At 67.8% G+C, this 18,344-nt stretch carries 17 protein-coding genes; 7 read left to right on the top strand and 10 right to left on the bottom strand.

All coding sequences use genetic code 11. The features are described from left to right. Nucleotides 1-16: 16 nt before the first annotated feature. A complete protein-coding gene (locus tag ACSFA2_RS22880; RefSeq protein WP_435457621.1) occupies nt 17-1,315 on the top strand; it encodes an acetyl-CoA hydrolase/transferase family protein in 1,299 nt (432 codons plus the stop codon). 129 nt (nt 1,316-1,444) lie between these two features. On the opposite strand, the gene ACSFA2_RS22875 is transcribed toward ACSFA2_RS22880, so the two are convergent. Continuing rightward, on the bottom strand, nt 1,445-1,663 hold the full coding sequence (locus ACSFA2_RS22875; protein ID WP_435457620.1) for a hypothetical protein: 219 nt from the start codon (nt 1,661-1,663) through the stop codon (nt 1,445-1,447). Nucleotides 1,664-1,911: 248 nt separating this feature from the next. Here ACSFA2_RS22875 and ACSFA2_RS22870 point away from each other — a divergent pair, with 248 nt between their 5' ends. Continuing rightward, on the top strand, nt 1,912-2,316 hold the full coding sequence (locus ACSFA2_RS22870; protein WP_435457619.1) for a hypothetical protein: 405 nt from the start codon (nt 1,912-1,914) through the stop codon (nt 2,314-2,316). A gap of 18 nt (nt 2,317-2,334) precedes the next feature. On the opposite strand, the gene ACSFA2_RS22865 is transcribed toward ACSFA2_RS22870, so the two are convergent. From ACSFA2_RS22865 to phbB, 3 genes are all read right to left on the bottom strand, one after another. After that, nucleotides 2,335-4,026, bottom strand: a complete 1,692-nt coding sequence (locus ACSFA2_RS22865) for a cation:proton antiporter domain-containing protein (protein ID WP_435457618.1) — start codon at nt 4,024-4,026, stop codon at nt 2,335-2,337. A 139-nt stretch (nt 4,027-4,165) separates the two neighbouring features. Next, the gene (locus tag ACSFA2_RS22860; RefSeq protein ID WP_435457617.1) at nt 4,166-5,674 is read right to left on the bottom strand and encodes a DASS family sodium-coupled anion symporter; all 1,509 of its coding nucleotides are present in this window, start codon (nt 5,672-5,674) and stop codon (nt 4,166-4,168) included. A 177-nt stretch (nt 5,675-5,851) separates the two neighbouring features. After that, entirely contained in the window at nt 5,852-6,589 is a 738-nt protein-coding gene (phbB, locus tag ACSFA2_RS22855; RefSeq protein ID WP_435457616.1) for an acetoacetyl-CoA reductase, read from the bottom strand. A 132-nt stretch (nt 6,590-6,721) separates the two neighbouring features. Here phbB and ACSFA2_RS22850 point away from each other — a divergent pair, with 132 nt between their 5' ends. Genes ACSFA2_RS22850 through ACSFA2_RS22830 form a run of 5 tightly spaced genes read left to right on the top strand, consistent with a single transcriptional unit; the run spans nt 6,722 to nt 11,681 of the window. Continuing rightward, nucleotides 6,722-7,741 (top strand): ABC transporter ATP-binding protein, encoded by a 1,020-nt coding sequence (locus ACSFA2_RS22850; protein WP_435457615.1) that lies wholly within the window; start codon nt 6,722-6,724, stop codon nt 7,739-7,741. Nucleotides 7,742-7,782: 41 nt separating this feature from the next. Next, nucleotides 7,783-9,081: an ABC transporter substrate-binding protein gene (locus tag ACSFA2_RS22845; RefSeq protein ID WP_435457614.1), complete on the top strand. Its 1,299-nt coding sequence runs from the start codon at nt 7,783-7,785 to the stop codon at nt 9,079-9,081. Between the two features lie 16 nt (nt 9,082-9,097). After that, nucleotides 9,098-9,994 (top strand): carbohydrate ABC transporter permease, encoded by an 897-nt coding sequence (locus ACSFA2_RS22840; protein ID WP_435457613.1) that lies wholly within the window; start codon nt 9,098-9,100, stop codon nt 9,992-9,994. After that, the gene (locus ACSFA2_RS22835; RefSeq protein WP_435457612.1) at nt 9,991-10,827 is read left to right on the top strand and encodes a carbohydrate ABC transporter permease; all 837 of its coding nucleotides are present in this window, start codon (nt 9,991-9,993) and stop codon (nt 10,825-10,827) included. Before ACSFA2_RS22840 ends, ACSFA2_RS22835 begins: the two co-directional genes overlap by 4 nt. Next, nucleotides 10,824-11,681, top strand: a complete 858-nt coding sequence (locus ACSFA2_RS22830) for an endonuclease/exonuclease/phosphatase family protein (protein ID WP_435457611.1) — start codon at nt 10,824-10,826, stop codon at nt 11,679-11,681. The genes ACSFA2_RS22835 and ACSFA2_RS22830 overlap by 4 nt, the downstream gene beginning before the upstream one ends. A gap of 2 nt (nt 11,682-11,683) precedes the next feature. Here the strand turns inward: ACSFA2_RS22830 and ACSFA2_RS22825 are convergent, their stop codons facing one another. From ACSFA2_RS22825 to ACSFA2_RS22800, 6 genes are read right to left on the bottom strand one after another with little or no spacing between them, the layout of a single operon-like run. Continuing rightward, nucleotides 11,684-12,664, bottom strand: a complete 981-nt coding sequence (locus tag ACSFA2_RS22825; protein ID WP_435457610.1) for a quinone oxidoreductase family protein — start codon at nt 12,662-12,664, stop codon at nt 11,684-11,686. Between the two features lie 21 nt (nt 12,665-12,685). Beyond that, nucleotides 12,686-13,678, bottom strand: a complete 993-nt coding sequence (locus ACSFA2_RS22820; RefSeq protein WP_435457609.1) for a tripartite tricarboxylate transporter substrate-binding protein — start codon at nt 13,676-13,678, stop codon at nt 12,686-12,688. A gap of 60 nt (nt 13,679-13,738) precedes the next feature. After that, nucleotides 13,739-14,602 (bottom strand): HpcH/HpaI aldolase/citrate lyase family protein, encoded by an 864-nt coding sequence (locus ACSFA2_RS22815; protein ID WP_435457608.1) that lies wholly within the window; start codon nt 14,600-14,602, stop codon nt 13,739-13,741. Continuing rightward, the gene (locus tag ACSFA2_RS22810; RefSeq protein WP_435457607.1) at nt 14,599-15,954 is read right to left on the bottom strand and encodes an MmgE/PrpD family protein; all 1,356 of its coding nucleotides are present in this window, start codon (nt 15,952-15,954) and stop codon (nt 14,599-14,601) included. The genes ACSFA2_RS22815 and ACSFA2_RS22810 overlap by 4 nt, the downstream gene beginning before the upstream one ends. Continuing rightward, entirely contained in the window at nt 15,954-17,135 is a 1,182-nt protein-coding gene (locus ACSFA2_RS22805; protein ID WP_435457606.1) for a CaiB/BaiF CoA transferase family protein, read from the bottom strand. Before ACSFA2_RS22805 ends, ACSFA2_RS22810 begins: the two co-directional genes overlap by 1 nt. A gap of 21 nt (nt 17,136-17,156) precedes the next feature. After that, nucleotides 17,157-18,326 (bottom strand): acyl-CoA dehydrogenase family protein, encoded by a 1,170-nt coding sequence (locus ACSFA2_RS22800; protein ID WP_435457605.1) that lies wholly within the window; start codon nt 18,324-18,326, stop codon nt 17,157-17,159. Nucleotides 18,327-18,344 lie beyond the last annotated feature (18 nt).

Here is an 18,344-nt window from a genome sequence, read left to right as displayed (position 1 = left end):
CAGCGAACAATGGCCCATGAACTCCATTCAGGCGCTGTACGCGCAAAAACGAAGGTCTGCCGCCGAGGCGGTGCAGTTGGTGCAGAACGGCGACTTCATCATCGTGCCGACGGGTGTCGGCGAACCGCCAACGCTCCTGACGGCGCTGTCCGAGCAGCGCCTTGACTTCCTCGACGTGAAGGTCGGACAGATCCTGGCGATGCGCAAGTACGCGTACCTGGATCCGGCAACCACGCAGCACATCCGCCATGTGGCCTTCTTCTTCGGTGGTGCCACGCGGGCTGGCGGTCAGGCAGGTTGGATCGACTTCATCCCCAACTACTTCTCCGAGATTCCCGCGCAGATCGAACGCGGGCAGATCGCGGCGGACGTGGTGTTCAGCATGGCGTCGCCCATGGACGCCGACGGCAACTTCGCGCTCAGCCTCGGCGCCGACTACACGATGGCGGCCGTGGCGAAGGCGCGTGCGGTGGTGCTCGAAGTCAACCCGAACGTGCCCTTTGCCTGCGGCAACTGCCATGTGCACATCTCGCAGGTCGAGGCGCTGGTCGAAGACGACGCGCCGGTGCTCGAGGTCGGCCTGCCAAAGATCGGGCCGGTGCAGGAAGCGATCGGCAAGTATGTGGCCGACATGATCGACGACGGCTCGACGCTGCAGATCGGCTATGGCGGCATTCCCGATGCGGTGGTCATGCAGCTGACGCACAAGCACGACCTCGGCATCCATACCGAGATGATCGGCGACGGCATCCTCTCCCTGGTGGAATGCGGCGCGGTCAACAACAGCCGAAAAACCTATCTGCCCGGCAAGATGGTGGCGACATTCGCGCTGGGGTCCCTCAAGCTCTACCGCTTCATGGACCGAAACCCGGCACTGGAAATCCACCCGGTGAACTTCACGAACGATCCCGCGCTGGCCGGGCTGAACGACAAGCTGATGGCGATCAACGCCACATTGCAGATCGACCTGCTGGGCCAGTGCGGCTCCGAAAGCCTGGGCCTGGCGCCCATTTCCGGGACAGGCGGTCAGTCCGATTTCGTGCGGGCGGCCAATCGCTCTCGTGGCGGCAAGGCGTTCATCGTTCTGCCCTCGACAGCGCGTGACGACACCATCTCGCGCATCGTGCCGGTGCTGTCACCGGGCACGCATGTCAGCACCAGCAAGAACGACATCAACTATGTCGTGACGGAATACGGCGTCGCCCAGTTGCGCGGCAAGTCGGCCCGGCAACGCGCGCTCGAGCTCATCGGCATCGCGCATCCGGCGTTTCGCGCCGAGCTCAAGGCACAGGCCGCTGCCCTGCAAATCCTCTGAGGACAAGATCGATCCAGGTTCGTTCGGCAACGCACAGGCTGCGTCACGCGATCCACACAGAGTGATGCCTGGGCCCGTCCTCGGGGGCATTCACGTCCTGCAGCGACTCCCTGTCTACTCTGCAGGCCTTCAGTCGCGCGGGCCGTCGTTGCCGAACATCCGCCGCATCGCGGCGAGCCCGGCCACCAGGGCATTGGCGTAGGTGGTGTACGGGTCGGCGGAGGACTCGACGGGGAGGTAGGGCAACGCTTCCTCCATGGCGTAGTCAGTGGCTTCCATCAGGACCCAATAGAACTCGCCATCCTCGAGCTCGTGCACCGTCAACGCGATGTTTCGCAATGGGGACATTGGCTGTGGGAGTGATGGATCAGGGGCACCCGCGCATCGTATGCACGGCACCTGAAAATGCCTGCGGAGAAAGTCACGGTCTATTACAAATGTCAATCGATCGCGCTGAAATGCCCGTCGTTGCCGACAACAACGGGCATTTTGCACACATGGCTCGCTTGCTTCTCCTACATCGCTGTGTGCAGATGTCGGCCTACGCTCACAACGCGTCAAGCACCCGATGAACCACTGCGATGGAGAAACGCGCCATGAGAAATTTTTCACTCGACTCCAGCATGACGGCCGCCATCGGCGGCGCCTTCTATCCCACAGGCTATTCCATGGTGATGTTTCCCGATCCCGACGATGCCAAGCGCGTGGGCCAGCAGTTGACCGACAAGGGGTTCAGCGCCGACGCGATCTACCTGATTCCGCCGGACATCCTGCTCTCGCAGATCACCCCGACCACCAGCGACGCCGACAACCCGCTGCCGAGCGCCGGCACCGAGGGTGCGACCGTGCGCGCCTACACCAAGCTCGCCCGCGAAGGCCACGGGGCGCTGCTGGTGAAGACCAAGGACGAGGACGCTGCGACACGGCTGATGGACATCGTGCGCACCGTGCCCTACTCCATCGCCCAGCGCTACCGGATGCTGGTGATCGAGGACCTCTGACCAAGCGCCGCCGCTGATTCAGGCGGGCGTTGCACGGCGCACCACGTCGCGCGCCATGGCCTGCGCCAGCTCGTGCTCGCCGAGGAAGACCGTCACGGCGGACTCCTGCGTGAGCAGGCGGGCTTCGTCTTCGTTGTGGCTGCGGATGACCGTTTCGATGGCCGGGTTGAGCGTGCGTGCCGTCTCGATCATCTGACGCACATTCATCGCGTCGGGTGCCGCAACCACAAGCACGCTGGCCCGTGCGATGTGCGCCTGGATCAGCACGGAGGGCTCCGACGCATCGCCCCACACGGCGGCCACGCCCTCCGCCCGCAGCTTCTCGACCAGTTCCCGGTTCTGCTCCGCCACCACGAAGGGAATGTGGTGCGCCGTCAGCGCCGCGGCGATGCGCCGGCCGACCCGCCCATAGCCCACCAGCACCACCTGGCGCGACAGATAGCGTGCCTCGGTCGTCGTCGGCAATTCGGCCAGCGGGTCGTCGCGCGCTTCGAGGCCGCGCGCGAAGGACGAATGGGCATGCAGCCACTTCTGCAAGGGCGCGATCAGGCTGAACCACAGTGGATTGGTCGCGATGGAGATCAGCGCACCCGCCAGGACCAGGCTCTGCCCTTCCGCCGGCATCAGCTTGAGCGACACGCCCAGCCCCACCAGGATGAAGGAGAACTCGCCGATCTGCGCCAGGCTGGCGCTCACCGTCAGTGCCGTGTTCAGCGGATAGCGGAAGGCCAGCACCAGCACGCAGGCCGCGATCGACTTGCCCACCACAATGACCAGCACCACCGCCAGCACCTGCAGCGGACGGTCGATGAGCACCGAGGGGTCGAACAGCATGCCGACCGAGACGAAGAAAAGCACCGCAAAAGCGTCGCGCAGCGGCAGCGACTCCTCGGCCGCGCGCTGGCTGAACTCGGACTCGCGCATCACCATCCCGGCGAAGAAGGCCCCCAGCGCGAAGGACACGCCGAACAGCGCCGCCGAGGCGAAGGCGATGCTGACGGCCGCCGCCACCACGCACAGCGTGAACAGCTCGCGCGAGTTGGTGCGCGCGACCTGCCAGAGGATCCACGGGAAGGCCCGACGGCCGACCACCAGCATCAGCGCCACGAAGCCACCGACCTGCAGCAGCGTGACGCCCAGCGTGGTCCAGATCGCGTTGGCGTCGGCCCCGTCGGCCGAGCCGCCCAGCGTGCCCGCCAGCGGGGGCAGCAGCACGAGCACCAGCACCATCGCCAGGTCCTCGACGACCAGCCAGCCGACGGCGATGCGCCCGGTGTAGGAGTCGAGCAGCCCCAGGCTTTCCAGCGCACGCAGCAGCACCACGGTGCTCGCCACCGACAGTGCCAGCCCGAACACCAGCGCCGCACCCAGCGGCCAGTCCCACCACAACGCCAGCGACCCGCCCATCAGCGTGGCCACGGCGATCTGCACCAGCGCGCCGGGGACGGCGATCTTGCGGACCGCCAGCAGGTCGTCGAGCGAGAAATGCAGGCCGACGCCGAACATCAGCAGCATCACGCCGATCTCGGCCAGCTGCGCGGCGATCTCGGCGTCGGCCACGAAGCCGGGCGTGAACGGCCCGATGATCACGCCCGCGAGCAGGTAACCGACCAGCGCCGGCAGACGGACGCGCACCGCCAGGAAGCCGAGCACCAGCGCGAGCCCGAGGCCGGCGGCAATGGTGTTGATCAGGGAAACGCTGTGGGGCATCCGGGGGTCGCTGAGCGGGTGGAGGAGCGGAGATCCGGGGCGCTTGCAGCCGATGTCGGCGGCAAGAGGCTGCCGTGACTTTAGCGTCCACCGCGCCAGCGCCCCACGCGCCGGCAGAAAACCCCGTCGCAAGGCCCGCTCACCAGAAGCCCAGGACCTTCCACCAGGTCGTGCCGATGACGGCGAAGACGAGCAGCTCGACCACGCACATCACGAAGCCCACGCGCCACCACAGGCCCATCGTGACGTAACCACTGCCGAAGATGATCGGCGACGTGCCGGTGGCGTAGTGCGTGAGCGTCATCATGATGGAGGAGCCGGCCGTCATCATCAGCATGAAGGGCACCACATAGGCGGGTGGAATCAACTGCGCACCGACGCCCAGGAAGGCGAGCATCATCGCGCTGATGTGCGCCGTGGTGCTGGCGAACAGGTAGTGCGAGAACACGAACATCAGCACCAGGATCGCCGCGATCGGCGGCCAGCCCATGCCGCTGGTGACGATGGCGGCCTTCATGCCTTCGGAGAACCAGGCGATCACGCCGACCTTGTTCAACTGCTCGGCCAGCATCACCAGGGCGCCGAACCAGATCAGCGTGTCCCACGCGCTCTTCTCGGACAGCACGTCGTCCCAGTCGATGGTGCCGGTGATGATCAGCACGAACAGGCCGACGAAGGCGACCACCGTCGGGTCGAGCGTGAACGCGGGGCCGAACAGCATCGCCGGGACGTTCGCCCACAGCACCAGCAGCAGCCCGAAGGTGCCCAGCATGACTTTCTCGGGGGGCGCGAGCGGCCCCATCGTCGTCAGCTCGGCGCGCGCGTAGTCCACGGCGTCCGGCGTGGCCTTCAGCGCGGGCGGCGACAGCAGGTAGATCACCAGCGGCATCACGAGCAGGCAGACCAGGCCGGGCAGGAGCATGCACAGCGCCCAGGTCGTCCAGGACAGGTGAAAGCTCTGGTTCGTCGCCCGGGCGACGTAGTCCACCACCAGCGGGTTCGGGGCCGTCGCCGTCAGGAACATGGCCGACGTGATCGGGTTGGCGTGGTAGTTGACCAGCGCCAGGTAGGTGCCGACCTTGCCCTGCGTGCCCTTGGCCGGGTCCGAGCCGAAGGCGGTCGCGATGGACTTCATGATCGGATGCACGATGCCGCCGCCGCGCGCCGTGTTGCTGGGCGTGAAGGGCGCCAGCACCAGCTCGCAGATGGTCAGGCCGTAGCCGATGCCGATCGTGCGCTTGCCCAGCAGCGCGATGAAGATCAGACCGATGCGGCTGCCCAGGCCGGTCTTCTTCAGCCCGCGCGAGATCAGGATCGCCACCACGATCAACCAGATCAGCGGGCTGGAAAAGCTGCCCAGCGCGTCGGTGATCGCGCCTTTGGACGAGTTCGAGGTGACCTGCGTCAGCGAGACGATCACGATGGCCATCATCGCCATGACGCCGATCGGCATGACCTTGAGGATGATCGCCACGATCGTGGTCAGGAAGATTGCCACCAGCCGCCAGGCATCGGGCGTGAGCCCGTCGGGGCGCGGAATCAGCAGCAGGGTCACCAGCACAGCCGTGGCGATCAGCGCGGGCACCAGTTTGAAAGGCACGGCTTCGTTGAAGTAGCGAAGCGCCGCCTTGAGACGGGTGTAGATCATTCGATTCTTTCCGGAGTGCCGGCCAGCCCGCCACGTGCGGCGATCCGTGTCGCCGGCGGATGGGTGCAATCTAGGCGCGATCGCACGCCGCCGGTTGACCGGCGTCAAGTCCCGTCGCGTTCGCCCAAAGAAAAACCCGCCGAAGCGGGTTTGTCGACGACGCAGCGCGAAGGCGCGTCAATGCATGTGCAGGCCGCCGTTGACCGAGAAGTCGGCGCCGGTGGAGTAGCCGCCTTCGTCGGTGGCCAGCCAGGAAATGATCGAGGCGATCTCGCTCGGCTTGCCCAGGCGCTTGACCGGGATCGTGGCGATGATCTTGTCCAGCACTTCCTGGCGGATCGCATTGACCATGTCAGTGCCGATGTAGCCCGGGCTCACCGTGTTGACGGTCACGCCCTTGTGGGCCATTTCCTGCGCCAGTGCCATCGTGAAGCCGTGCATGCCGGCCTTCGCCGCCGAGTAGTTGGTCTGGCCGGCCTGGCCCTTGGCGCCGTTGACCGAGCTGATGTTGATGATGCGCCCCCAGCCCTTTTCCACCATGTCGGCCACCACCTGCTTGGTGACATTGAACATGCTGTTGAGGTTGGTCTCGATGACGGCACTCCAGTCCTCGGGCGTCATCTTGAGGAACATGCGGTCGCGGGTGATGCCGGCGTTGTTGACCAGCACGTCGATGCTGCCGTGTTCGGCCTTGGCCTTGCTGAAGGCGTCGACGGTGGAATTCCAGTCACCGACATTGCCGACCGAGGCGTAGAAGTCGAAGCCCTCGGCCTTCTGTTCGGCCAGCCATTTGCCGAAGTCGCGCGTCGGGCCGCAGCCCGCGATGACCGTGAACCCGTCCTTGTGGAGGCGCTGGCAGATGGCGGTTCCGATTCCTCCCATCCCACCGGTGACGTAGGCGACTTTTTTGCTCATGATTTTCCTTCGATTGGTACGACGCCCGGACAGGCCGGACCACTGTAGCGAAGTTTCTCACGAGGCCCGGCCCAGGAAAACACTGACCTGCGAAGGGAACACAACTGTCACATATCGTTCCTACACTGCGCCATGTCTTCGATCGCCCTGAACAGGGTCGCCAAATCATGGGGCGACAGCACGGCCCTGCACGCCGTCAATCTTCAAATCGCATCCGGTTCCTTTTGCGTCCTTCTCGGGCCCTCCGGCTGCGGGAAATCCACCACATTGCGGATCATCGCGGGGCTCGAAACCGCCACGCAGGGCCAGGTGCTGATCGATGACCAGGACGTGACAGACCTGCCGCCGGCGCAGCGCGGCATCGCGATGGTGTTCCAGAACTACGCCCTCTTCCCGCACCTGAGCGTGGCCGACAACATCGGCTTCGGCCTGTCGGTGCGCAAGGTGCCCGCCGCCGAAAGCGCCGAACGCCTGCGCAACGCCGCCGCCCTGCTCGGCCTCACCGCCCTGCTCGACCGCAAACCCGGTCAGCTCTCGGGTGGGCAGCAGCAGCGCGTCGCGCTCGGCCGCGCGCTGGTGGCCCAGGCCAAGGTCTGCCTGATGGACGAGCCGCTGTCCAACCTCGACGCCCAGTTGCGCCAGGACATGCGGCGCGAGCTGCGCGAGCTGCAGCAGAAGCTGGGCCTCACGGTCGTCTATGTCACGCACGACCAGACCGAGGCGATGAGCATGGCCGACCAGGTCGTGCTGCTGAACCAGGGCCGCATCGAGCAGGCCGGCACGCCGCGCGAGCTGTATGCGCGCCCGGCCACCACTTTCGCGGCGCGCTTCATCGGCACGCCGCCCATGAACCTGGTCGCGCTCGAGGCCGACGGCCGCATCGCGGGCAGCGATGTCGCATCGGGCGTGCAGGCGACGCAAGTGGGCGTGCGCCCCGAGGCGATCACGCTCGCTGCCGACGGCATCCCCGCCGTGGTGCAAAGCGTCGAATACCTGGGCGCCGACCTGGTGCTGCGCTGCGCCGTCGGCCGCGAGGTGCTGCTGGTGCGCGCCGCCGGCGGACACGCGGCCATGCCGGGCGAACGCGTGCACCTGCGCTGGCCGGCCGACGAGGCCCACGGCTTCGGTGCCGACGGCCGGCGCATCCACTGATCCACGAACACCCATTTTTCATCCGAGGAGAGAGTTCCACCATGCGACGCAACACCTTCGTCCAGACGCTGGCCGCCAGCGCCCTGCTCACCGGCCTGACCGGATTCGCCGGCTTTGCCCAGGCCCAGGCCCCGGTCGACCTGCAGTTCTACTACCCGGTCGCCGTCGGCGGCCCCATCGCCAAGACCATCGACGGTTTCGCCGAAGGCTTCATGAAGGAGAACCCCGGCATCAAGGTCACGCCGATCTATGCCGGCACCTACCAGGAGACCATCGTGAAGGCGCTCACCGCGCACAAGTCGGGCACGCCGCCGGTCACCTCGGTGCTGCTGTCGACCGACATGTTCACGCTGATCGACGAAGACGCCATCGTGCCCTTCGACAACTTTGCCAAGACGCCGGAAGACAAGGCGTGGATGGCCGGCTTCTACAAGGCCTTCATGGCCAACAGCCAGACCGGCGGCAAGACCTGGGGCATTCCGTTCCAGCGCTCGACCGTGGTCATGTACTGGAACAAGGACCTCTTCAAGGAAGCCGGCCTCGACCCGAACAAGGCGCCGACGACCTGGGCCGAGCTGAAGGACGCCGCCACCAAGCTGACCAAGAAGGACGCGAGCGGCAAGACCACGCAGTTCGGCGTGCAGATTCCGTCGAGCGGCTTTCCGTACTGGCTGTTCCAGACGCTGACGACGCCCAACGACGCGATCCTCGCCAACGAGACCGGCACGCAGGTCAAGTTCGACGACCCGAAGGTCATCGAGGCACTGCAGTTCTGGGTCGACCTGGGCAAGGCCGGCATCCACCCGCCGGGCGTCGTCGAATGGGGCACCACGCCGAAAGACTTCTTCGAAAAGAAGGCCGCCATCATCTTCACGACCACCGGCAACCTGACCAACATCAAGGCGAATGCCAAGTTCGACTTTGGCGTGGGCATGATCCCGGGCAACAAGCGCAAGGGCTCGCCGACCGGCGGCGGCAACTTCTACATCTTCAAGAAGTCGACGCCGGCCCAGCAGGAAGCCGCCTTCAAGTTCGCCAAATGGGTGACGCAGCCCGAGCGCGCCGCGCAGTGGAGCATGGAGACCGGCTACGTCGCCGTCTCGCAGGCCGCCTACGACACGCCGACGCTCAAGAAGTACGGCCAGGACTTCCCCGCCGCCCTGGTGGCACGTGACCAGTTGCCGGTGTCGGTGGCCGAGTTCTCGACGCACGACAACCAGCGCGTGACCAAGGCGCTGAACGACGGCCTGCAGGCCGCGCTGACCGGCACCAAGACGCCGGCGCAGGCGATGCAGGACGCTCAAAAAGAGGCCGACCGCATCCTGCGCAGCTACAAGTAAGCGAGTCGCTTCGAGCATGCGCGGCAGTCCTTCGCCCCATCGCCAGAGCCACCCTGCCGGCCAGGCGTGGCTGCTGCTCATGCCCGCCCTGCTCGTGCTGCTGGCCTTCACGCACTGGCCGGTCATCGGCACGCTCTGGCACAGCTTTCAGTCGACGCCCAAGGGCGGTCGGCCGGCGGTGTGGGTGGGCCTGGAGAACTACCAGGTCATGCTCGACGACCCGGTCTTCTGGAGGGCGCTGACGAACAACCTGTGGTTCGCGGGCGCCACCATTCCGCTGTCGATCGGCCTGGCGCTCACGATGGCGCTGTGGGTCAACGAGCGCATCGCCGGGCGCACCTTCCTGCGCATGGCGTACTTCACGCCGACCGTGCTGCCGATGATCGCGGTGGCCAACATCTGGCTCTTCTTCTACACGCCGCAGTACGGCCTGCTCGAGCAGGTCGGCGGCGCGCTGGGCTTCGGCTCGCACAACTGGCTGGGCAGCCCGAGCACCGCGCTCGGCGCCGTCACGCTGGTGGCGGTGTGGAAGGAAGCGGGCTTCTTCATGATCTTCTACCTGGCCGCGCTGCAGTCCCTCAACCCGAGCCTGCGCGAGGCCGCCGCCATCGAGGGCGCGTCGCGCTGGTACTTCTTCCGGCGCGTGCAGTGGCCGCTGCTGATGCCGACCACGCTCTTCGTGCTGATCAACTGCGTGATCAACGCCTTCCGCATGGTCGACCACCTCTTCGTGCTGACGCGCGGCGGGCCCGACAACGCGTCGACCCTGCTGCTCTACCACCTGTACGAGGTCGGCTTCAATTTCTGGGACACCGGCTACGCGTCGGCGCTCACCATGGTCATCATCGTGGTGCTGGTCGGTGCGACGCTGCTGCAGTTCTTCGTGCTCGACCGCCGGGTGCACTACCGATGAGCCGCGCGCCGTCGCAACGCCTGGCGTACAACGCGCCGGCCCTGCTTGACACGGTGGCCGCCTGGCTGCTCGCGCTCCTGTGGATTCTGCCGCTGATCTACACGGTGTGGACCGCCTTCCACGCGCCCGAGTACGCGGCGCGCTTCACCTGGAACGCGCCGCTCACACTGAACAACTTCGCCCGTGCGTGGGAAGCCGCACCGTTCGCGCGCTACTTCCTCAACACCACGCTGCTGGTCGTGATGATCCTGGCCGCGCAACTGGTGCTCAGCACGCTGGCGGCCTACGCCTTCGCGCGCTACGAGTTCCGTGGCCGCGACGTCGCCTTCTCGCTGGTGCTGGTGCAGCTCACCGTGATGCCCGACCTGCTGCTGGTCGAGAACTACCGCACCATGGCGAATCTGGGGCTGGTCGACAGCCTGTTCGCCATCGGCCTGCCCTACTTCGCCTCGGCGCTCGCCATCTTCCTGCTGCGCCAGACCTTCCTCGGCATCCCGAAGGAGCTCGACGAGGCCGCCCGCATGGAAGGCGCCAGCGCCCTGCAGACGCTATGGCGCGTCTACGTGCCGCTGGCCCGGCCGATCTACGTCGCCTTCGGCCTGGTGTCGGTGAGCTACCACTGGAACAACTTCCTCTGGCCGCTGATCGTGACCAACAGCGTGCATGCGCGGCCGCTCACCGTCGGGCTGCAGGTGTTCTCCTCGGTCGACCAGGGCATCGACTGGTCGATCATCACGGCCGCCACGCTGATGACCTCGGCGCCGCTGCTGATCGCCTTCCTGCTGTTCCAGCGGCAGTTCGTCCAGAGCTTCATGCGCGCAGGGATCAAATGAAACTCGTCACCTGGAACACCCAGTGGTGCCGCGGCCTCGACGGCAGGGTGAGCGCGCAGCGCATCGTCGACGGCGCGCGTGCCATGGCCGACTTCGACGTGCTGTGCCTGCAGGAGATCGCGCAGGGCTACGCCGACATGCCGGGCAACCCCGGCGACCAGCCGGCCGAGCTGCAGGCGCTGCTGCCCGGCTACCAGCTGTTCTTCGGCGCCGCGGTCGACGAGTTCGACGCCGCCGGCCGCCGCATGCGCTTCGGCAACCTGATCGCCACGCGGCTGCCGGTGACGCAGGTGCAGCACCACGCGCTGCCCTGGCCGGCCGATGGCGGCGTGCGCAGCATGCCGCGCATGTGCACGGTGGTGACGGTGCAGAGCCCGGCGCTCGGCGCGGTGCGGGTGATGACCACCCACCTCGAGTACTACTCCAAGACCCAGCGCATGGCGCAGGCCCGCGCGCTGCGCGAACTGCACATTGAGGCCTGCGGCCATGCCGCGGCACCGCCGCTCGACGACGACAGCCGTTCGCCCTTCCAGACCAAGGTGCACACGCCCCACGCGATCCTGTGCGGCGACTTCAACCTCGGGCCGACGGAGCCCGAGTACGGCGCGATCCAGCAACCCTTCGTCACCGACCGCGCCAGGCACCTGCACGACGCCTGGCGCGCCCGCCACGGCGACACGCCGCACGCCCCCACCTTCCGCCTGTTCGACCGCACCTACGGCCCCGAGCCGGTGGCCTGCGACTTCGTCTTCGTGAGCGAAGGGCTGGCGCCGCAGGTGCGGCGCATCGAGGTCGACCTGCAGACGCAGGCGTCGGACCACCAGCCGGTGGTGGTCGAGTTCGGTCAGGCCTAAGCCTAAGGCAGCAACACGATGGCGCCCGTGGTGGCGCGCCCTTCGGCGGCACGGTGCGCGTCCGCCACCTTGGCGAGTGGAAAGCGTGCCCCGATGGTCGCGCGCACCGCCCCGCTCTTGATCGCGTCGAACACGTCCGCCGCGTTGGCGCGGAAGTTCGCCGGGTCCGCGTTGTGCGGGAAGACCGAAGGCCGCGTCAGGAACAGGCAGCCCTTCTTGTTCAACAGCTCCGGCTGGATCTCCGGCGCCGGGCCCGAGGCGGCGCCGAACAGCACGACCAGGCCGAAGGGCGCGGTGCAGTCCAGCGAACCCAGGAAGGTGTGCTTGGCCACCGAGTCGTAGACCACCCGCGCTTTGCGCCCGCCGGTCGCATCGATCACCTGCGCCACCCAGTCGGGTTGCGAATAGTCAACCGCCACGTCGCACCCCGCGGCGCGCGCGACGTCGCACTTGGCGACCGAGCCGGCGGTGCCGATCACCGTCGCGCCCAGCGCCTTGGCCCAGCCGCTCAGGATCTGGCCGACGCCACCGGCCGCGGCGTGCACCACGACGATGTCGCCCGGCTGCACCGCGTGCGTCTTCTTGACCAGGTACTGCGCCGTCATGGCCTTGAAGAACACCGCGGCCGCGTCCTCGTCGGAGATGCCGTCGGGGATCTTCACCAGCCTGGCCGCCGGCACGTTGCGCCGGTCGGCATAGGCGCCGATGCCGGCGTTCATGGTGACGACGTGGTCGCCGAGCGCCAGCTCGGTCACGCCCTCGCCCACCGCCTCCACCACGCCCGCCGCCTCGTGACCAAGGCCGGTCGGCAATGGCAACGGCACCTTGCCGCTGCGCTGCGAGATGTCGAGGTAGTTGAAGCCGACGGCGGTCTGGCGCAGCTGCACCTCGCCGGCCGCGGGCGGCGGCAGTTCGATCGTTTCGAGACGCATGACGTCGGGACCGCCGAACTCGGCAAGGCGGATGGCGTGGGCAATGGTCATGCGGTCGAATCTAGCAGCCGCTCATTCGGCCTGCACGCCGGAGGCCCTGATGACCTTGCCCCACTTGGCGGTCTCCGAGGTCAACAGCGTGCGCAGCGATTCCGGCGTGACCTTGTCCATCGGCACGATCTCCGAGCTGAGCTCGGCGATGCGCGCCTTCACCGCGTCGTCCTGCAGCGCGGCGCGAAGCGCGACGTTGAGCTTGGCCGTGACCTCGGGCGGTGTGCCCTTGGGCGCGTAGACGCCGTGCCACACCTTCACGTCGAAGCCCTTCAGGCCCTGCTCGTCGAGCGTCGGAATAGTCGGCATCGACGCCAGCCGCTTGGGCGTGGTCACGCCGAACACCTTGACCCGCGTGCCGTCCTTGATGACCGGCGCGGTCTGCGTGGTCTGGTCGCACAGCAGGTCGACCTGCCCGCCCATCAGGTCGTTGAGCGCCGGGCCGGCGCCCTTGTACGGCACGGTCGTGAGCTCGACCCCGATCTGGTTCGCGAAGAGCAGCCCGCACAGCTGCGACACCGCACCGATGCCGGCGTTGGCCAGCGACACCTTGTCCTTGTTGGCCTTCACGTAAGTGAGCAGTTCCTGGAAGTTGTTCGCCGGGAAGTCCTTGCGCGACAGCAGCGTCATCGGCACGTCGAGCACCTGGCCGATGTACTCGAAGTCTTTCAGCGGGTCGAAGGACAGCTTCTTGTAGAGGGCCGGCGCGGTCGCCATGCCCATGTGGTGAATGAGGATGGTGTAGCCGTTGGGCGCCGCGCGCGCCACCCGTGCCGGCGCGATGGTGCCGCCCGCGCCGACGGTGTTCTCGACGATCACGGTCTGGCCAAGCGACTTGCCCATGGGAATGGCGAGCATGCGCGCCACCACGTCGGTCGGCCCGCCGGCCGAGTACGGCACGACAAGCGTCACCGGCTTGTCGGGAAAGGCGGCCTGCGCCAGGACGGGTGCGTGCAGCGGCAGCAGGGCCGCGCCGAATGCGATGCCCAGCCATGTCTTGATCTTCGATGTCATGTTGTCTCCGGATGGTTTTGGTGAGGGGAAGGAAGGCGCAGGTGATCGATGCGTTGTTGTTCAGCCGGTGCGAACCTCCTGCGCCAGCAGGCGTTCAGCGAGCTTGACGACCGGCCCGTCGACCATGCGGCCGTCGACGTTGACGACACCGCCGCCGGCCTCACGCACCGCATCGCGCACGCGGCGCGCCCAGGCCAGTTCGTCGGCGCCCGGCGTGAAGGCAGCGGCCACGCCGGCGACCTGATCCGGGTGGATGCACAGCTTGCCGCCGAAGCCGCCGCGGCGCGCGCGCGCGGCCTCGGCCGTGAGCCGTGCCGCATCGCGCCAGTCGGCGGTGACCCCATCGACCGGCGGCGCCAGCCCGGCGCGGCGCGATGCCAGCACAAGCGTGAGGCGCACCGGCACCAGTTCGGCCTCGTCCGGCCCGCAGGCCATGCCGGCGTCAGCCTGGAAATCGAGGTGGCCAAACACCAGGCGCAACACCTGCGGCGATGCGGCCAGGGCATCGACGGCGTCCAGGCCGGCGACCGATTCGATCAACGGCAGCAGTGCGATGGCCGGCCCGATCGCCTGCGCCAGCGCCGCGAGGTCGGTGGCGCGCTCCGCCTTGGGCAGCACCACGCCGGCGAGCAGGCCCTGTGCAGCCAGCTGTGCGACCAGCGCGCGATCGTCTGCATGCCACGGCGTGTCGGCGGCGTTCATGCGCACCAGCAGGCGACCATGCGCGTCGCTCGGCAATGCGGCGAAGCCGTCGGCGATCTGCGTGCGGGCCGCGTCCTTGCGCTCGGGCGCCACCGCGTCTTCGAGGTCGACGATCACCGCGCCCGCGCCGCTCGCCAGCGCGCGCGCGTAGCGCTCCGGCCGGTCCCCCGGCACAAAGAGGAAGGTGCGGGCCAGGGCCAGCGGCGAGATCGCGCCACTCATGCCTGGGCGCCCAGCAACCGCCCGACCTTCGCCGTGTCGGCCACGCGCCACAGCGCCCCGATGGCGTCGCGCATCTCGGCCTCACTGGCGCCGCCGCTGAAGGCCGCGAGGCGCAGCGCCTTGGCAGTGATCTCGTCGCGGCTGAGCGTGTTGCCCGGGTCGCCCTTCGGCTCGTCCACGCGGCCTTCGAGCACGCGACCGTCGCGCGTGCGCACCGTCACCTTGCCGATCCAGCGGCGGGGGTATGCGGCGTCGACCTCGGCATCGAGCGCCATGTGCACCCGGTCGCGGAAGGCGCGGGTCGCGTCGTCGCGAAAGTGCGCGTCGAACTCGGCCAGCCCCGCTTGGCCGAAGCGCGCGACCAGTGCGAGCACCGTGCCCATCGAGAACTTCGACTGGTGCACCGTCGCCGGGTCGACCACCGGCCCCAGCACGTCGATCGCGCCTTGGTGCACGTGCGTCTGCACCGCGTCGATGTCATCGGCGCGCAGGTCGTGCGCCTGCATCACAGCCAACAGCGCATCGGCGGCAGGGTGCGTGTGACGGCACGAGGCGTGGTATTTGAAGGAGGTTTCGGCGAGCGCCCAGCGCGTGCCCAGGCCGTCGGTCAACTTCCGCGCATCGGCGTCGCTGGACATGCCGGCCGCCATGCCCTGCGGCCCTTCGAGAATCTGCGCGGCGCCGGTGAAACCATCGCGCGCCAGGCTCGCGGCCATCAGACCGGCCGCGGCGGCATGCGCGGTGTGCAGTTGCTTCGAATCGGCGGCAGTGCGCAAGAATTCCCACAGACCCGCAGCCTGCGTGCCGGCCGAGCCGAAAGCGTGCTGCATGCGCGCGGCGTCGAGCCCGAGCAGATGGCCGGCGGTGGCCGCCGCGGCCAACGTGCCGGCGGTGCCCGTGGTGTGGAAGACCTTGTAGTGCGATCGCCCGAGGAATTCCCCGACACGGATGCCCACCTCGTAGCCGGCCACCGCGGCGGTCAGCAGTTGCCGGCCGCTCGCGCCCAGCGCCTGGGCCCACGCGAGCGCGACCGGAAAAACCACCGTGGCCGGATGGAAGACGGAGCCGTTGTGGACGTCGTCCTGCTCGGCCACGTGCGAGGCGGCGGCATTCACCATCGCCGCGAAGTACGGGCTGCTGGTGCCGCGGCCGATCAGCAGCTCGCTTGCACCGTCGGCCGGGCCCATGGTGCGCGCGAAGGCAGCGATGCTCTCGACCGGGCGCGCGCTGTGGCCGGCGATGGCCGAGCCGAGCCAGTCGACCAGGAGGTCTTCGGCGCGGCGCACCACCGGCCCGGGGATGTACTCGAAGCGAAGTTCGGCAGCGAAGCGGGCGAGCGATGCGGTCGTCATCAGATCGCCTCCGCCGTGCGCAGCGCCGCGATGTCGGCCGCGCTGCGGCCCAGCGACTGCAGGATCGCCTCGGTGTGCTGGCCCACCGCCGGGATCGGGTCCATGCGGTAGTCGAAGGCGCTCTGCCGGCCGGGCGGCAACAGCGCCGGGATGGCGCCGGCCGGCGAGCCCACCTCGCGCCAGCGCTCGCGCGCTTGCAACTGCGGGTGCGCCCACAGGCCGGCCATGTCATTCATGCGCGCATTGGCGATCTGCGCGGCGTCCAGGCGCTCCAGCACCTGCGCACTGCTCATGGCAGAGAAGGTCTCGAGGATGAGGGCCTTGAGCGCGTCACGGTGCTCGTTGCGCTTCGCGTTGGCGTCAAAGCGCGGGTCGCTCGCGAGCGCCGGCTGCAGCAAGACCTTCTCGCAGAAGGTGCGCCATTCGCGTTCATTCTGCAGGCCGAGCATCACGGTGCCGCCGTCGCCGGCCGCGAAGGGGCCGTAGGGGTAGATGGTCGCGTGCGACGCGGCGCTGCGCGGCGGCGGCGTCGCGCCCTGGTAGGCGTAGTACATCGGGAAGCCCATCCATTCGGCCAGCGATTCGAGCATCGACACGTCGATGTGCGAGCCCTTGCCGGTCTTGCCCCGCTGGAGCAGCGCGGCCAGCACGCCGGTGTACGCGTACATGCCGGCGGCGATGTCGGCGATCGAGTTGCCCGACTTGCAGGGCTCGTCCGGCGTGCCGGTGACCGAGAGGAAGCCGGCCTCGCTCTGGATCAGCAGGTCGTAGGCCTTTTTGTCGCGGTACGGCCCGTCGCCGCCGTAGCCCGAGATGTCGCAGACGATGAGCGACGGGTGCCTCGACTGCAACGCGTCATAGCCCAGGCCCATGCGCGCCGCGGCGCCCGGCGCGAGGTTCTGCACCAGCACGTCGGCACCCGCGAGCAGCTCCTGCAGCACGGCCAGCGCCGCCGGTTGCTTGAGATCGAGCGTGAGGCTCTCCTTCGACCGGTTGACCCAGACGAAGTGCGAAGCCTCGCCATCCACCCGCTGGTCGTAGGCGCGCGCGAAGTCGCCGGCGCCGGGGCGCTCGACCTTGATGACACGGGCCCCGAGGTCGGCCAGCTGGCGGGTGCAGAACGGTGCCGCGATGGCGTGTTCGAGCGAGATGACGGTGATGCCGTCGAGCGGTCGGGTCATGGTGTGTTCTCCTCCCGCGTTTCAGAACGAGCGTGGCAGCCCGAGCAGGTGCTCGGCCACGTAGGAATGGATCAGGTTGGTCGAGATCGGCGCCACCTGGTAGAGCCGCGTCTCGCGGAACTTGCGCTCGACGTCGTATTCGCAGGCGAAGCCGAAGCCGCCGTGCGTCTGCAGGCAGGTGTTGGCGGCCTCCCAGCTGGCCTTGGCTGCCAGGTACTTGGCCATGTTGGCTTCGGCGCCGCATGGCTGGCCTGCATCGAACAGCGCGCAGGCTTTCCAGCGCATCAGGTTGGCGGCCTCGGTTTCGATGTAATCCGCCGCGATGGGAAATTGCACGCCCTGGTTCTGGCCGATCGCACGGCCAAAAACCTGGCGGTCAGTGGCATAGCGGCGCGCCTTGTCGACGAACCAGTAGGCGTCGCCGATGCACTCGGCCGCGATCAGCGTGCGCTCTGCGTTGAGGCCGTCTAGGATGTACTTGAAGCCCTTGCCTTCTTCGCCGATCAGGTTCTCCGCCGGGATCTCGAGGTTGTCGAAGAAGACTTCGTTGGTCTCGTGGTTCACCATGTTGAGAATCGGCCGTACCGTCATGCCGTTGCCGATCGCCTGCTTCAGGTCGACGATGAAGATCGACATGCCCTCCGACTTCTTCCGCACTGAGGCCAGCGGCGTGGTGCGCGCCAGCAGGATCATCAGGTCGGAATGCTGGATGCGCGAGATCCACACCTTCTGACCGTTGACGACGTAGCGGTCGCCCTTGCGCACCGCGGTGGTCTTGAGCTGCGTGGTGTCGGTGCCCGTGGTCGGCTCGGTCACCGCCATCGACTGCAGGCGCAACTCGCCGGTCGCGATCTTCGGCAGGTACTGGCGTTTCTGCGCCTCGCTGCCGTGGCGCAGCAGCGTGCCCATGTTGTACATCTGGCCGTGGCAGGAGCCCGCGTTGCCGCCGGAGAAGTTGATCTCTTCCATGATCACCGAGGCCTCGGCAAGCCCGAGGCCGGAGCCGCCGTAGTCGGCCGGGATCAGCGCGGCCAGCCAGCCGGCCTGGGTGAGCGCGTCGACGAAGGCCTCGGGGTAGCCGCGCTCGTGGTCGACCTTCTGCCAGTAGGCGGCGTCGAAGCCGCTGCACAGCGCGCGCAGCGCCTCGCGCATCTCTTGGTGGCCATCGGGGGTGGGGATCTGTGTCTTCATCGGTGGTGTCGATTCGTT

The sequence above is a fragment of the Variovorax cryoconiti genome (assembly GCF_051216395.1).
Classification (GTDB): domain Bacteria; phylum Pseudomonadota; class Gammaproteobacteria; order Burkholderiales; family Burkholderiaceae_C; genus Variovorax.
The sequence above is the reverse complement of the archived record's forward strand: the minus strand, read 5'-3'. Positions and strand labels throughout refer to the sequence as shown.

Coding starts and splice junctions, on each gene's coding strand:
- ACSFA2_RS22805 (WP_435457606.1), bottom strand. CDS start 17,135: ATGACCCGACCGCTCGACGGCATCACCGTCATCTCGCTCGAACACGCC.
- ACSFA2_RS22830 (WP_435457611.1), top strand. CDS start 10,824: ATGAAACTCGTCACCTGGAACACCCAGTGGTGCCGCGGCCTCGACGGC.
- ACSFA2_RS22880 (WP_435457621.1), top strand. CDS start 17: ATGAACTCCATTCAGGCGCTGTACGCGCAAAAACGAAGGTCTGCCGCC.
- phbB (WP_435457616.1), bottom strand. CDS start 6,589: ATGAGCAAAAAAGTCGCCTACGTCACCGGTGGGATGGGAGGAATCGGA.
- ACSFA2_RS22800 (WP_435457605.1), bottom strand. CDS start 18,326: ATGAAGACACAGATCCCCACCCCCGATGGCCACCAAGAGATGCGCGAG.
- ACSFA2_RS22870 (WP_435457619.1), top strand. CDS start 1,912: ATGAGAAATTTTTCACTCGACTCCAGCATGACGGCCGCCATCGGCGGC.
- ACSFA2_RS22865 (WP_435457618.1), bottom strand. CDS start 4,026: ATGCCCCACAGCGTTTCCCTGATCAACACCATTGCCGCCGGCCTCGGG.
- ACSFA2_RS22860 (WP_435457617.1), bottom strand. CDS start 5,674: ATGATCTACACCCGTCTCAAGGCGGCGCTTCGCTACTTCAACGAAGCC.
- ACSFA2_RS22810 (WP_435457607.1), bottom strand. CDS start 15,954: ATGACGACCGCATCGCTCGCCCGCTTCGCTGCCGAACTTCGCTTCGAG.
- ACSFA2_RS22845 (WP_435457614.1), top strand. CDS start 7,783: ATGCGACGCAACACCTTCGTCCAGACGCTGGCCGCCAGCGCCCTGCTC.
- ACSFA2_RS22825 (WP_435457610.1), bottom strand. CDS start 12,664: ATGACCATTGCCCACGCCATCCGCCTTGCCGAGTTCGGCGGTCCCGAC.
- ACSFA2_RS22840 (WP_435457613.1), top strand. CDS start 9,098: ATGCGCGGCAGTCCTTCGCCCCATCGCCAGAGCCACCCTGCCGGCCAG.
- ACSFA2_RS22835 (WP_435457612.1), top strand. CDS start 9,991: ATGAGCCGCGCGCCGTCGCAACGCCTGGCGTACAACGCGCCGGCCCTG.
- ACSFA2_RS22815 (WP_435457608.1), bottom strand. CDS start 14,602: ATGAGTGGCGCGATCTCGCCGCTGGCCCTGGCCCGCACCTTCCTCTTT.
- ACSFA2_RS22850 (WP_435457615.1), top strand. CDS start 6,722: ATGTCTTCGATCGCCCTGAACAGGGTCGCCAAATCATGGGGCGACAGC.
- ACSFA2_RS22875 (WP_435457620.1), bottom strand. CDS start 1,663: ATGTCCCCATTGCGAAACATCGCGTTGACGGTGCACGAGCTCGAGGAT.
- ACSFA2_RS22820 (WP_435457609.1), bottom strand. CDS start 13,678: ATGACATCGAAGATCAAGACATGGCTGGGCATCGCATTCGGCGCGGCC.